The organism is Antarctobacter jejuensis, assembly GCF_052266595.1.
Taxonomy (GTDB): Bacteria; Pseudomonadota; Alphaproteobacteria; order Rhodobacterales; family Rhodobacteraceae; genus Antarctobacter; species Antarctobacter jejuensis.
Genome location: NZ_JBQQXJ010000002.1, coordinates 397,062 through 409,916, shown reverse-complemented (window position 1 = coordinate 409,916; position 12,855 = coordinate 397,062). Strand labels below are relative to the sequence as shown.

The 12,855-nt window shown below is 63.1% G+C and carries 12 protein-coding genes; 7 read left to right on the top strand and 5 right to left on the bottom strand.

The features are described 5' to 3' along the window. Nucleotides 1–5 precede the first annotated feature (5 nt). Entirely contained in the window at nucleotides 6–1,151 is a 1,146-nt protein-coding gene (locus tag ACTXGA_RS04620; protein WP_443391955.1) for a pyridoxal phosphate-dependent aminotransferase, read from the bottom strand. Between the two features lie 58 nt (nucleotides 1,152–1,209). Between ACTXGA_RS04620 and ACTXGA_RS04615 the strand changes: the two genes are divergently transcribed. The 3 genes from ACTXGA_RS04615 to ACTXGA_RS04605 are packed head-to-tail and all read left to right on the top strand — an operon-like array spanning nucleotide 1,210 to nucleotide 3,765. Next, nucleotides 1,210–2,538: a M48 family metalloprotease gene (locus ACTXGA_RS04615; RefSeq protein ID WP_443391954.1), complete on the top strand. Its 1,329-nt coding sequence runs from the start codon at nucleotides 1,210–1,212 to the stop codon at nucleotides 2,536–2,538. 28 nt (nucleotides 2,539–2,566) lie between these two features. Further along, entirely contained in the window at nucleotides 2,567–3,346 is a 780-nt protein-coding gene (locus ACTXGA_RS04610; protein ID WP_443391953.1) for a DsbA family protein, read from the top strand. Next, a complete protein-coding gene (locus ACTXGA_RS04605) occupies nucleotides 3,343–3,765 on the top strand; it encodes a hypothetical protein (RefSeq protein ID WP_443391952.1) in 423 nt (140 codons plus the stop codon). The genes ACTXGA_RS04610 and ACTXGA_RS04605 overlap by 4 nt, the downstream gene beginning before the upstream one ends. A 1-nt stretch (nucleotide 3,766) precedes the next feature. Here the strand turns inward: ACTXGA_RS04605 and ispG are convergent, their stop codons facing one another. From ispG to hemA, 3 genes are all read right to left on the bottom strand, one after another. Next, nucleotides 3,767–4,897, bottom strand: coding sequence for a flavodoxin-dependent (E)-4-hydroxy-3-methylbut-2-enyl-diphosphate synthase (gene ispG / locus ACTXGA_RS04600; RefSeq protein ID WP_443391951.1), 1,131 nt, complete (start codon nucleotides 4,895–4,897; stop codon nucleotides 3,767–3,769). An 86-nt stretch (nucleotides 4,898–4,983) separates the two neighbouring features. Next, nucleotides 4,984–6,846, bottom strand: a complete 1,863-nt coding sequence (locus tag ACTXGA_RS04595; RefSeq protein WP_443391950.1) for a helix-turn-helix domain-containing protein — start codon at nucleotides 6,844–6,846, stop codon at nucleotides 4,984–4,986. A gap of 122 nt (nucleotides 6,847–6,968) precedes the next feature. After that, a complete protein-coding gene (gene hemA, locus ACTXGA_RS04590) occupies nucleotides 6,969–8,198 on the bottom strand; it encodes a 5-aminolevulinate synthase (protein WP_443391949.1) in 1,230 nt (409 codons plus the stop codon). Between the two features lie 301 nt (nucleotides 8,199–8,499). On the opposite strand from hemA, the gene ACTXGA_RS04585 reads away from it, so the two are divergent. The 4 genes from ACTXGA_RS04585 (at nucleotide 8,500) to ACTXGA_RS04570 (ending at nucleotide 11,906) form a co-directional block, all read left to right on the top strand. Next, nucleotides 8,500–9,048 carry a sigma-70 family RNA polymerase sigma factor gene (locus ACTXGA_RS04585; protein WP_443391948.1) on the top strand — a complete coding sequence of 183 codons (549 nt, stop codon included), beginning with the start codon at nucleotides 8,500–8,502 and terminating at the stop codon, nucleotides 9,046–9,048. Then, the gene (locus ACTXGA_RS04580) at nucleotides 9,045–9,719 is read left to right on the top strand and encodes an anti-sigma factor (protein ID WP_443391947.1); all 675 of its coding nucleotides are present in this window, start codon (nucleotides 9,045–9,047) and stop codon (nucleotides 9,717–9,719) included. The genes ACTXGA_RS04585 and ACTXGA_RS04580 overlap by 4 nt, the downstream gene beginning before the upstream one ends. A gap of 63 nt (nucleotides 9,720–9,782) precedes the next feature. Further along, nucleotides 9,783–11,153, top strand: coding sequence for a M20/M25/M40 family metallo-hydrolase (locus ACTXGA_RS04575; RefSeq protein ID WP_443391946.1), 1,371 nt, complete (start codon nucleotides 9,783–9,785; stop codon nucleotides 11,151–11,153). 207 nt (nucleotides 11,154–11,360) lie between these two features. Further along, nucleotides 11,361–11,906 carry a hypothetical protein gene (locus tag ACTXGA_RS04570; protein ID WP_443391945.1) on the top strand — a complete coding sequence of 182 codons (546 nt, stop codon included), beginning with the start codon at nucleotides 11,361–11,363 and terminating at the stop codon, nucleotides 11,904–11,906. Between the two features lie 2 nt (nucleotides 11,907–11,908). On the opposite strand, the gene ACTXGA_RS04565 is transcribed toward ACTXGA_RS04570, so the two are convergent. Continuing rightward, nucleotides 11,909–12,784 carry a glycosyltransferase family protein gene (locus tag ACTXGA_RS04565; RefSeq protein ID WP_443391944.1) on the bottom strand — a complete coding sequence of 292 codons (876 nt, stop codon included), beginning with the start codon at nucleotides 12,782–12,784 and terminating at the stop codon, nucleotides 11,909–11,911. Nucleotides 12,785–12,855: the final 71 nt, after the last annotated feature.

The following is a 12,855-nucleotide window of genomic DNA, read 5'->3' as shown; positions in this document are numbered from 1 at the left end:
ACCCCTCAGCCGCGCCCCTCCATGAAGGTCTTCAGCCGGGCCAGTCCCTCCTCGATATCCGCCGTGGCGCGGGCATAGGAAAACCGCAGCGTCCCGCCGCCCCGGACCGGATCGAAATCCAGCCCCGGCGTCACCGCCACCCCCGCCTGATCCAGAATTTCGCGGGCAAAGGCCCGGCTGTCCCCGGTCAGATGGCTGACGTCCGCATAGACATAAAAGGCCCCGTCCGGCGGCGCGATCCGATCGAACCCCGCCTTGGGCAGCCCCTCCATCATCAGCTGACGATTGCGGGCGTAGACGGCCATGTTCGCCTGCAATTCCTCGCCCGCATCCATCGCCGCCAAGGCCGCCACCTGCGCCGCATGGGGCGCGCAGATGAACAGGTTTTGCGCCAGCCGCTCCACCTGCCGGATCAGATCCTCCGGCACCACCAGCCAGCCGACCCGCCAGCCCGTCATCGAGAAATACTTGGAGAAGGAATTGATCACGACCACATCGTCGCTGATCTCCAGCGCGCTGACCGCCCGCCGGTCGTATTCGATGCCGTGATAGATCTCATCCGACAGAAAAGCCGCCCCCCGGTCCTGCGCCGCCTCCACCAGCGCCGCAAGCGCCGGTTTGTCCAGCATCGTCCCGGTGGGATTCGCGGGGCTCGCGACCATCAACCCCTCATAGTCCACGCCCGCCAGATCCTCCGGCGTTGGCTGCAGGCGGTTCTCTGCCGAGGTCTGCACCTCCACCGGGACCAGATCCAGCGCCCTCAGGATCTGCCGGTAAGACGGGTAGCCCGGCGCGCCAAGGGCCACACGTTCGCCCGCATCAAAAAGCGCGGTGAAGGCCAGGATGAAACCGCCCGATGATCCGGGCGTGACCACCACCCGCGCCGGGTCCAGATCAACCCCGTACCACTCCTGATACAGTTTCGCGATGCGTTGGCGCAGCGCGGGCAGCCCCAGCGCCACGGTATAGCCCAGCGGATCCGCCTCCATCGAGCGCGCCAAGGCCTGCCGCGCGGCCTGCGGCGCGGCGGTGCCCGGCTGGCCCACTTCCATGTGGATGATGCGCCGCCCCGCGTCCTCGGCCTGCCGCGCCGCCTCCATCACATCCATCACGATGAAGGGATCGACTGCACCGCGTCTTGAACTCCGCATGTCCACCTCTCTACTGTGTCGCGGAACGAGGCTTACGAGCGGAAGGAGCGCGCCGTCAATGATCCGCACCCTCATCCTGCCCCGGCTGATCGCCGCCGTCGCGCTGTTTTCGATGATCGCGGCAACCCCTGCGCGCGCGGCGACGACGCTGCTGCGCGACGCCGATATGGAGTATTCCCTCAGACAACTGGCCGCTCCTATCCTCAGCGCCGCGGGCCTCAGCCCCAATCAGGTGCGGATCGTGGTGGTGGACGACCACTCGCTGAACGCCTTCGTCGCCAACACGCAGTATATCTTCATCCACTCCGGCCTGATCCTGAAGCTCAAGAGCGCCGAAGCCCTGCAGGCCGTGCTGGCGCATGAGGCCGCCCATATCGCCAACGGTCATATCACCCGTCGTCTTGGCAACATGCGGGCGGCCCGCACCGCCGCCGGTATCGGCCTAGTCCTTGCCGCCGCGGCCGCAGCCGCCGGAGCCAACAGCCAGGCTGCCGCCGGTTTCGCCCTTGGATCGCAGGGGACGGCCATGCGTCTGTTCCTGTCGCACACCCGGGCCGAGGAATCAGCAGCCGATATTTCTTCTGTCCGCTACATGGCGCGCGCCGGGGTCGATCCCAAGGGCGCGCTGGAGGTGCAGGAGCTGTTCCGTGGGCAAGAGGCGCTGTCGTCCACGCGCCAGGACCCCTACATGCGCACGCACCCGCTCAGCCGGGACCGTCTGCGCGCACTGCAGGGGATGGTTGCCGGTCAGAAAAGCCCGGGACCAGACCCGACAGCCAACTACTGGTTCAACCGAGCCAAGGGCAAACTCTCTGCCTTCAAACGGGCGCCGAACTGGACGCTGCGGCGGCTGAAAGACAGCGGCGGTCAGGATATTGCCCTGATGCGTGAGGCTGTGGCCTACCATCGCCAATCGAACATGAAAAAGGCGCTCAGCGCGATCGACCGCGCCATCGCTCTGCGTCCGAGTGATCCCTATCTGTTGGAACTCAAGGGGCAGATCCTGCTGGAGTCCCGCCAGTTCGGCGCGGCGGTTCAGGTCTATCAAGCCGCCGCCAACCGCGCCCCGCGAGAGCCGCTGATCCTTGCCGGACTGGGCCGGGCCCTGTTGGCGGCCGGACAGCCCAAACAGGCGTTGAAACCGCTTGAATCCGCACGTGCCCGCGACGTGTCGGACGCCCGTGTCCTGCGGGATCTGGCCGTGGCCTACGCCAAGGTCGGCCAACCCGGCATGGCGTCAGTCGTGACCGCGGAACGCTATGCCCTGACCGGGCGCATGAAAGACGCCGCCATCCACGCACAACGTGCTACCGGCCTGCTACCCCGGAATTCCGGACCATGGCAACGCGCCCAGGATGTGTTACTTGCGGCGAAACAATCGAAATAACCTCAGAATTGCGACGTCAGGAGTTCCCATGTCCAACAGTCTCACCTTCCTTCGCGGCACTGCCGCTGCCCTAGCCATCCTTGCCGCGCCCATGGCGCAGGCGGCGGATGGTCTGCCGTTCGACTTTGAGGCGATGACGCCGGAACAGACCGCGGCCTTTGGCGATGCCGTGCGCAGCTATCTTCTGGAAAACCCGCAGGTGATCATGGAAGCCGTCGCCGTTCTCGAAGAGCGCGAAAAAGAAGCGCAACTGGCACAGGACGAGTCTCTGGTCGCGACCAACATGGAACGGCTGATCAACGATGGCTATTCCTGGGTCGGCGGCAACCCTGAGGGTGACGTGACAATCGTCGAATTCTCCGATTACCGCTGCGGTTTCTGCCGGCGCGCGCACCCCGAGGTTGAGGAACTGATCACCGGCGACGGCAATATCCGCCTGATCGTCAAGGAATTCCCGATCCTTGGCGAGGCCTCGATGGTCTCGTCGCAATTTGCCATCGCCACGCAGATCGTCGCCGGAGACGAAGCCTACAAGATGGTGCATGACGCGCTGATCACGCTGGAAGGCAACCCCGGCAACGGCCCGCTGCGCCGTATTGCCGAGACGCTGGGCCTGGATGCAGATGCGATCATGGCCGAGATGGGCAGCGATGAAGTGAACCGTCGGATCGCGGACACCCGTGACCTTGCGCGCGCCATGAACATCAGTGGCACGCCGACCTTCGTCTTTGGCGACCAGATGGTGCGCGGCTATGCGCCCCTGGCGACCATGCAGGAGATCGTCGCCGAGGCCCGCGATAGCCAATGACGCGGTCTGGCCTCCTGCTCTGCCTGCTGGCGGGGACTGCTTCGGCACAGGAGGCCGGGTTGGCGGATCGGTTGCGGGCGCTGGCAGCGCCCGCCGCGCCGGATCTCTATGCCGAGGACCGGCAGGGTGATCTGGATTTGATCACGCGCCACGCGGATGTGCTGTTCGGCCCAGAGAAGGCCGCGATGGCCATGTTCACCTCAGCCGACTGCGCGCGGTGCCCGCAGGCCGAAAAAGACCTGCGCGCGTTGGCAGAGGCGCATCAGGTGGCCGTGCGCATTCTGGACACAGCCCGGCCAGAGGTGGCCGACCTCATGCAGGCGCTGACGCTGGACACCCTGCCTTCCTACGTCATGCAGGACCGGATGATCCGCGGGGACATCCCGGTTTTTGTTCTGGGCCGTTATCTGGCCGAGTGACCTACTCCGCCGCCTGCGCCTCTGCGCTTTCCGCCTCGATCTGCGCCGCGCGCTTTTCGACCTCGTCGACGATATGTTCGACCATCTGGTCGTTGGACATCTTGTGGCTGGCCTTGCCCGCGAGATAGACCATGCCGCTGCCCGCGCCGCCGCCGGTGAAACCGACATCCGTCATCAACGCCTCACCGGGGCCATTCACCACGCATCCGATGATCGACAGGCTCATCGGCGTCTTGATGTGTTCCAGCCTCTTTTCAAGCTCTTCCACGGTCTTGATCACGTTAAATCCCTGCCGCGCGCAGGACGGGCAAGAGATGATGTTGACGCCGCGATGGCGCAGGCCAAGGCTCTTGAGTATCTCATAGCCAACCTTGACCTCTTCGACCGGGTCCGCCGACAGAGACACCCGGATCGTGTCGCCGATGCCCATCCACAACAGGTTGCCAAGGCCGATGGCCGATTTGATCGTACCGGACATCAACCCGCCCGCCTCGGTGATGCCAAGGTGGATCGGTGCGTCGGTCTGTTCGGCCAATTGCTGATAGGCGGCGGCGGCCATAAAGACATCCGAGGCTTTGCAGCTGATCTTGAACTCGTGAAAATCGTTGTCCTGCAGGATCTTGATGTGATCCAGCCCGCTTTCCACCATCGCGTCGGGACAGGGTTCACCGTACTTTTCAAGCAGGTGTTTTTCCAGGCTGCCGGCGTTCACGCCGATACGGATCGAACAATTGTGATCACGCGCTGCCTTGATGACCTCGCGCACCCGTTCCTGACTGCCGATATTGCCCGGGTTGATGCGCAGGCAGGCGGCTCCGGCCTCTGCTGCTTCGATCCCGCGTTTGTAGTGGAAATGGATGTCGGCGACGATGGGCACCGGGCTTTCGCGCACGATTTCCCTGAGCGCGCGTGACGAATCCTCATCCGGCACGGACACCCGCACGATATCAGCGCCCGCATCAGCTGCGGCCTGTATCTGCCTGATTGTACCGGGAATATCCGTGGTGACCGTATTGGTCATGGTCTGTACGGTAATCGGTGCATCGCCCCCAACAGGGACGTTGCCGACCATGATCTGACGGGACGTGCGGCGGTAGATGTTGCGCCACGGGCGGACGTGATTGAGGCTCATGCGCTCCGGTCCTGCGATTGTTCAAGTTTTGACGGTTGGATACAGCGGCACGCCGGGCATTGCCAGCCATTGCGCACCCTGATCCGTTACTGACCCTGCAGTTGGAGCTCTGCCACCGTCTTGGCAAGGGTCTGGTTCTGCGTCAGATCGGCCACCGCCATCTTTTGCTGAATTTCCCCGGCGGCCAACGACAGGCCACGGCCGAACTGACCGTTGGGCCCATAAGGACCGTAGGTCTGGCCGTTCACGGCAAAGAAGACACCGCCCGCATTGCCCGAAAAGATCGTCGGCGCCTGATCCGTCTGCGGAACCTGATAGCTCTCACCCGGTTTCATAAGGCGTGCCAACAGCTTCTGGCCCGAAGGTGATGTCACCTCAACCCAAGTCTCAGAGGTGGCGACAACCGTGATCCCCGGGGTCGGCGTTGCCGTCACCTGCGGAACGGGAGCGGGTTGCGGTGCCGGTGTTGCAATGGTCAGCTCCGGCGCGGGGGCAATCTCCGGCGTCGGCAGCGGGGCCGGTGCAACTGCGATTTCCGGTTGCGGAGTCACAACCGGGGCCGGTACCACCACCGGCTTTGCGGCTGCGGCGACGATGCTGGCCGGGCGCGCCACCGGGCTGACCGTCGGCTTTTTCGGTGCGGTCTTGGTGGGCACGAGATCCGCCAAGGTGGTTGGGGTCTGACCGGCTTCCACTGCCGCAATCTGCGGACCGACCAGATTCAGATCGGTCAGAACCGCGAGAAGATCGCCATCGCGACTGGTGTCTGCCGGGGCATAGCGACCGGTCAGATCGGCAGCGGCCAGAGAGATGTTGCTGGTGACGCGTCCACGCGCGCCCGACGGGCCAAAGGTACGTCCATCCACGTTGAAATAGACGGCCCCGGATTCACCGACCCGAATGCGCGGGTTCACAGCGTTTCCAGGCACATTGAAGGTATCGCCCGCGTTCAACACACGCGACAAAAGAACGCCGTTGCGCTCGTCGCGTATCTCGACCCAAGCGGGACGAACGGCAACGACTGTCACCCCCTTGGCGGCGGCAGCGGTTGCCGTGGGAGAAGCGCTATCTGGCAGCACGCCCTCGGCGACCAGACGGTCTGCCAATGCGGCAGCGGCAAGCGAGCTGTCCTGCACGCGCGGCAGCCGCGATGCGCCAGTGTTGCCTGCAAAAACACCGACCCGTTCCGGGTCAAGCGACGAAATCGGCGCATCCCGCGCCACCAGAACCGGCACGTCCAGCGCCTGCGGGCGATAGAGCCGGTCGAAGGCTTCGGTCGTCGGTGGCGTAAAGACCCCCGCGGTCTGCGGCGCGTTGATCTCGCTTACCGCGCTGGGGGCGATGGCCGCCTGCAAGGGGTCCAGTTCGCTCAGCACGATCGGGGTCTGGTCAACCGGCGTCACCTGCACCCGCTGCACTTCTTGCAGGACACGGTAGCCACCGAAACCGATGCCGCCGATCAAGGCCAGCAGGACAAGCGACGAGCCAAGCGCACCGGGTTCCACCTTGGACAGCAGGCTTTCGCTGGCCGGAGCAAAGGGCATGCGCGGCTCAGTCAGCGGGTTGCGGGCCCGCGCGCGCGGCGCATCGTCTTTCAGCGGCTTGCGGAGAACCGACGCCTCTTGCGACATGCCATGGGCGACGGAAAACCCGCTTTCGGCGCAAAAATGCGAAAAGGCTTCATCCGGGTCCATGCCCAGGTACCGCGCGTAGGAGCGAACATAACCGGCAATGAAACCCGGCGTGTCAAAGGCCGATGGATCACAGTTTTCAATGGCGGCAATGTAACTTGCCTTGATCCGCAGCTCTCGCTGCACATCAAGCAAGGACTTGCCCATCGTGGCCCGTTCACCGCGCATAACGTCGCCGAGCTTCAGAGCATAGTCATCGAAGCTCTGCGGCACGGCCTCTTCGCCGTTGTCACGGTTTTGGGATTTCCGCCCGATCATTGCGAAGCTGCCCCATTCTACCCATCGTTCACGCCTGCCCGGTCCAAGCCGCACGATTCGCACGACCCGGTTATTGTCGCCAGCTTAACACATCTCAAGTGCTTTGATAGGTTTCTGGGGGTTTATCCCGCCATATCAGCGCGATTCAGCGCACAGTGGCTCCACAATTCATCCATCGCGTTAACAAGCCGATCCATTTCATTCGGGCCGTGAACCGGCGACGGGGTGAAACGGAGGCGCTCTGTACCGCGCGGAACAGTGGGGAAATTGATCGGCTGGACGTAGATTCCGTAGCCTTCCAGCAGCATGTCGGACAGCTTCTTGGTGTGCACCGGATCGCCCACGATCACCGGCACGATGTGGCTGCCGTGGTCGATGATCGGCAGTCCCATGCCCTTGAGGCGGGTTTTCAGGATGCCCGCCTGCGTCTGATGCTGTTCGCGCAGTTTACGCCCCTCGGTGCTCTTGAGAAAGGCGACGGAGGCCGCAGCGCCCGCGGCAACAGCCGGCGGCAAGGAGGTGGTGAAGATGAAGCCCGGCGCATAAGACCTTATGGCGTCACACATTTTGTCGCTGGCAGCAATATAGCCGCCCATTACGCCATAAGCCTTGGCCAAGGTGCCATTGATGATGTCGATGCGGTGCATCAGGCGATCACGTTCGGCCACACCGGCCCCGCGCGGGCCGTACATGCCCACGGCGTGCACCTCATCGATATAGGTCAGGGCGCCGAATTCGTCGGCCAGATCGCAGAGCGCCTCGACCGGACCGAAATCGCCGTCCATCGAATAGATCGACTCGAATGCGATCAGCTTGGGCGCGGCGGGGTCATCCGCCTCCAGCTTGGCCCGCAGGTCGGCCAGATCGTTGTGCTTGAAGATCCGCTTGGCGCCGCCGTTGCGGCGGATCCCCTCGATCATCGAGGCATGGTTCAACTCGTCCGAATAGATGATCAAACCGGGGAAGAGTTTCGGCAAAGTCGAAAGAGTCGCGTCGTTGGCGATATAGGCCGAGGTGAACAGCAGGGCCGATTCCTTGCCGTGCAGATCGGCAAGCTCCGCCTCTAGCCGCTTGTGATAGACCGTGGTCCCGGAGATATTGCGTGTCCCGCCCGATCCCGCGCCGGTGGCGTCCAGCGCCTCGTGCATGGCCTCCAGAACGCAGGGCTGTTGGCCCATGCCCAGATAATCATTGCCACACCAGACGGTAATCGGGGTCTCGGCCCCATCGGGCTTGCGCCACATGGCATGCGGGAACTGGCCCTTCTTGCGCTCGATGTCGATGAAGGTGCGATAGCGGCCTTCCTCGTGAAGACGGTTCAGGGCGTCATCCAGTTTCGCCGAATAGTCCACCGGCTTCCTCCTTCTTGTTGCACACCGGCCCAAAGACCAGCCAACGGGGCGCTTTGCTTATTCAAGTTTGTGAATAACTAAAGCCCTATGCTTTATGTGTCTACCGTTTTGGTCCGGACCATCCGTCGCATCCTTGATCTGAGTCAAAGGTTAGGCGGTCAATGACCTTTTAATGGGTGCGGAATGACGCATATCGGAAACATGCTTGGCCGACCAGTGCCCGGTCCTTTCTTTCCCGGCTGCTTTGCCTTTTACGTTCCGGGCACTACGATCGGAGGTGGAGCGCGTGCACCGGGGTGACATGGTAACTCGTGAAGATATCGAAGAATTGATCGCGCGCACGGCCTTGCGTGACAGAACGGCCTTTGCCGCGCTCTACGATGCGACCAGCGCCAAACTGCTGGCCGTCTGCCTGTCCGTCCTCAAGAATCGCGATGATGCCGAAGACACCCTTCAGGACGTTTTTCTGCGCATCTGGAACAAGGCGGACCGCTATGCCGTCACCGGGCACAGCCCGATGACATGGCTTATCACAATTGCGCGAAATATCTCGATTGACCGCCTGCGCGCCAAGGCCCGTGCCGGGAGCGACCCCAGTGGCACCGCAGTCGAGGTCTTGGCCGATCTGAGCCCGGGCCCCGAAGCCGCGACTATCGCCGCCTCCGAAAGCCGCCGAATCGTCGCCTGTCTGCGCGAATTGCCCGGTGAACGTGCAGAGGCCGTGCGCGGTGCCTATCTGGAAGGGGCGACCTACGCGGATCTTGCCACCAAATTCGAGGTCCCCCTGAACACCATGCGAACCTGGTTGCGCCGCAGCCTGCAAAGCCTGAAGGAGTGCATGTCACGATGACCGACACTCCGATGCCCTTCCTTCCCGATGACGATGACGCGCTGGCCGCGGAATATGTCCTGCGTCTGCTGGACCCGGAGGCGCATCGCGCCGCTGCCCGCCGGATCGGCGAAGACCCCGGATTCGCCGCGCGGGTGTTTGAATGGGAGGCCCGTCTGGCCGAGATGGCCAAAGATCTGGACCCCGTCCCGCCCCGCGCCCGCACCCGTGTTCAACTGATGCAGGAGATCGCCCCGCCGCAGGCACGGCCACGCCGGTGGTGGCTGGGGGCCGGTTTCGGGCTTGCGACGGTTGCAGCGCTTTTGCTGATCGCGCCCATTCCGATGTTGCGCGCTCCGTCGTTCGGGGCAGAGATCGCCTCGGCCGATGGCTCCCTGCGGTTCACCGCCGAGGTTTCGCGCGGACGCGAGGAACTGGTGTTGGCCCGGGTGGCAGGTGGCCCGCGTCCGGGCCGCGCGCTGGAGCTTTGGCTGATCGCGGACGGCGCCCCTGCCCCGGTCTCTCTGGGCGTTCTCCCGGAAAACGACCGGATCAAAATAAGCCTGACGCCGCAGCTTGCCACACAGTTGGATGGCGGCACCCTCGCCCTCTCTGACGAACCGCCCGGCGGATCGCCCACCGGCGCGCCCACGGGCGACGTTTTGGCGGCGGCGCCGCTGGTCGCGCTCTGATCCATCCGTCTGGACACGCGCACGGCCTCTGCTAGGCTCCGCGCAAAATCTTCAGGAGTCTTCATGTCCCTCGACGCAACCCTCGCTCGTATTGATTCCGACCTGCCCGCCGCGCTCGACCGGTTGATGGCGCTGCTGCGCATCCCGTCGATTTCCACCGATCCGGCCTATGCCGATAGATGCAAAGAGGCGGCGGACTGGCTGGTGGCGGACCTCAACAGCATCGGCGTCGCCGCCGAAAGCCGCCCGACCCCCGGCCACCCGATGGTCGTGGGTCATGTCGATGGCGACGGGCCGCATGTCCTGTTCTACGGCCATTACGATGTGCAGCCCGTGGACCCCCTGACCCTGTGGAGCCGCGATCCCTTTGACCCGGCGATCGAAGACACCGCCAAGGGCCGCGTGATCCGCGGGCGCGGATCGTCGGACGACAAGGGCCAGCTGATGACCTTTATAGAGGCCTGCCGCGCGTGGAAGGAAATCCACGGCAGCATGCCCTGCCGCATCACCTTTTTCCTTGAGGGAGAAGAAGAAAGCGGCTCGCCCTCGCTTATCCCCTTCCTTGAGGAAAACAAGGCAGAGCTGAAAGCCGACATTGCCCTGATCTGTGACACCGGCCTCTTTGAAAGCCGCGTGCCTTCGATCATCACGCAGTTGCGCGGCCTGCTGGGAGAGGAAATCACCCTGACCGGCGCCGACAAGGATCTGCATTCGGGCATGTACGGCGGCGCGGCGATCAACCCGATCCGGGTTCTGGCGCGTATTCTGGGCAATCTGCACGACGCGTCCGGCCGCATTCAGGTGCCGCATTTCTATGATGGCGTGCCTGAGTTGTCCGATACGATCCGCGCGCAGTGGGACGATCTGAATTTCGACCACAAGGCCTTTCTGGGCGACGTCGATCTGTCTGTCCCGGCGGGAGAACAAGACCGCACCGCGCTGGAGATGATCTGGTCGCGTCCAACGGCAGAGATCAACGGCATCATCGGCGGCTATACCGGCGACGGGTTCAAGACCGTGCTACCGTCCCAGGCCAGCGCCAAGGTCAGCTTTCGCCTCGTCGGTAAGCAGGATCCGCACGCGCTGCGTGACCATTTCCGCGCCTGGGTCCGTGAACAGGTGCCGGCGGATATCAAGGTCGATTTCCACGGCCACGGCGCATCGCCTGCCAGCCAGATGCAGACCACGCATCCGGCCTTTGAATCCGCGCGCAGCGTCCTGGGCACCGAATGGGGGCATGAGGCGGCGTTCACGGGTTGTGGCGGTTCGATCCCGGTAGCGGGCTATTTCAAATCCATCCTCGGCATGGATTCGATGCTGGTGGGCTGGGGCAAGGATGACGATCAGATCCACTCGCCCAACGAAAAATACGACGTGGAAAGTTATCACAAGGGCATCCGCAGCTGGGCGCGAATTCTCGACGCCATCCGCTGAGCCCCGCCCTAGGCCGCACTCAATGGCTGTTTCGCCCCGGGAAACCCCGGGGCGTTTTTACATGCACTGTTTCAATTTTTTGGGCCAATCGCCCGACGCCTTTTCAGGCCGTTAAATTTCCCTTCAGATTTTAGGCCATCGACACGGTTTTGCCCCCATTCAGGCCGCGATCCCGCCCAAATCCCTTCGTAACCATTACTTATGACAATGCCATATCGCTCCACGAACTTTCGCAAGCAGGACCAGCGCGACTTTTCCAACCGGGTCAAGCGCATAGATCCCGCCTACTTCCGCTTGGGCCAACAGGCCTATGCGAAGGACACTACCCGGGAACACGTCTTTGGTGCCGCCGTAATCGGCTTTGCCTGGGCCTATCTGGTGGCCGCCATCAGCACCAATCGCAGCGTTTTGGAAGACTCCCTGCGCCAGAGCATCCTGTCCACCGACGCGCAATACTGGGTGATCTCTTCGCTGGCCGCCCTGTTGGCTGCCTCGATGGTCATGATCGCCCTGCATGTGGTACGCTTTCTTGCGACCAAAGGCGCGCGGCGCAAGAACTCACGCTCCTTGCTGATCGGCGCGATGATGGCCTTTGCCCTGTTCTACACGCCGGAGGTTGTCTGGCAGACGGGATACGGCATGCTGGACGGCCATTCGCAGGACTTCCTTGCCAGTGCCGGTGACATGGTCGAACAGACTTTCCCGCGCCTGAGCATCGACAACATCGCCTTTACCTCCTCCGGCGGGTCCTGAGGTCAGATCACCCCTATGAACCGCTCCGGCAGGACGTATTGTCCGTCATAGTCGGGCCGTCGGAAGGCAAAAAAGCCGGTTTCGCCACGCGGGGCCCAGCTGCGCGCCATCCGCGCCCGCACCCATCCAAGGTCAAAGCCCTCTTTGACAGGAAGCTCGGCAAACCCCTCGAACACCGCACGGTCTTCGCCCCGCGCCTCTGCGAACCAGTGCCGACCGATGGCCGCCTCCTTGACATCGACCCCTACCTCCGAGGTTACGCGATTTCGCGCGTTCATCGTCGTGACGTAGTTGCCGAAGTCGCAGAACTTCAGGTGAAAGAGATACAGATCGTCGGGCGCGATCAGCTGATCGTATTGCGTGAAATGCCCGCCACGGGCGATCTTGACCCCATGACTGATGATGCACGGCTTGGAATAATGCGGCGCCAGCCGGACGTGCCGCCGCGGTCCAAGGATTCGATCGCCGATCTCTTCAGGCTCAAGATCAATCCGGTGGATGACCTCAAGGCCAAGCGGCGTCAGAACGCGCTTGGCCTTGGTCTCGCGCAGGTAATCGAGCAGCGATACACCTTGCGCCGGGTCGACCACCACCAGTTCGTCCACATCCCCCACGACCACATGGGTGTAATAGCACCGCAAACCCTGCACCAGATTGTTCAGCATTCGCCAGCGCTTCATGTCAAAATTGGGATGAGGATCGCCGGGTATCCCTATGATATTGCAGCCTTCGGCCAGCGTGGCCACGTCTTGACCCCGCCCATGATTGACGATGTAACAGTTTTCGCGCCCAAAGGTTTCGCCGTAGTGGCGCAGCCATGCCTTCAGGAAAAAGGTATCATCCCGCACCATGGTCAGCGCCGCTGCCACCGTTTGCATCTGCTCTGGCCTCTTCGCCGTTGTTTTGCGGACAGCCTATCGCAGGACCTGCATCCGGGGAATCGCTATCT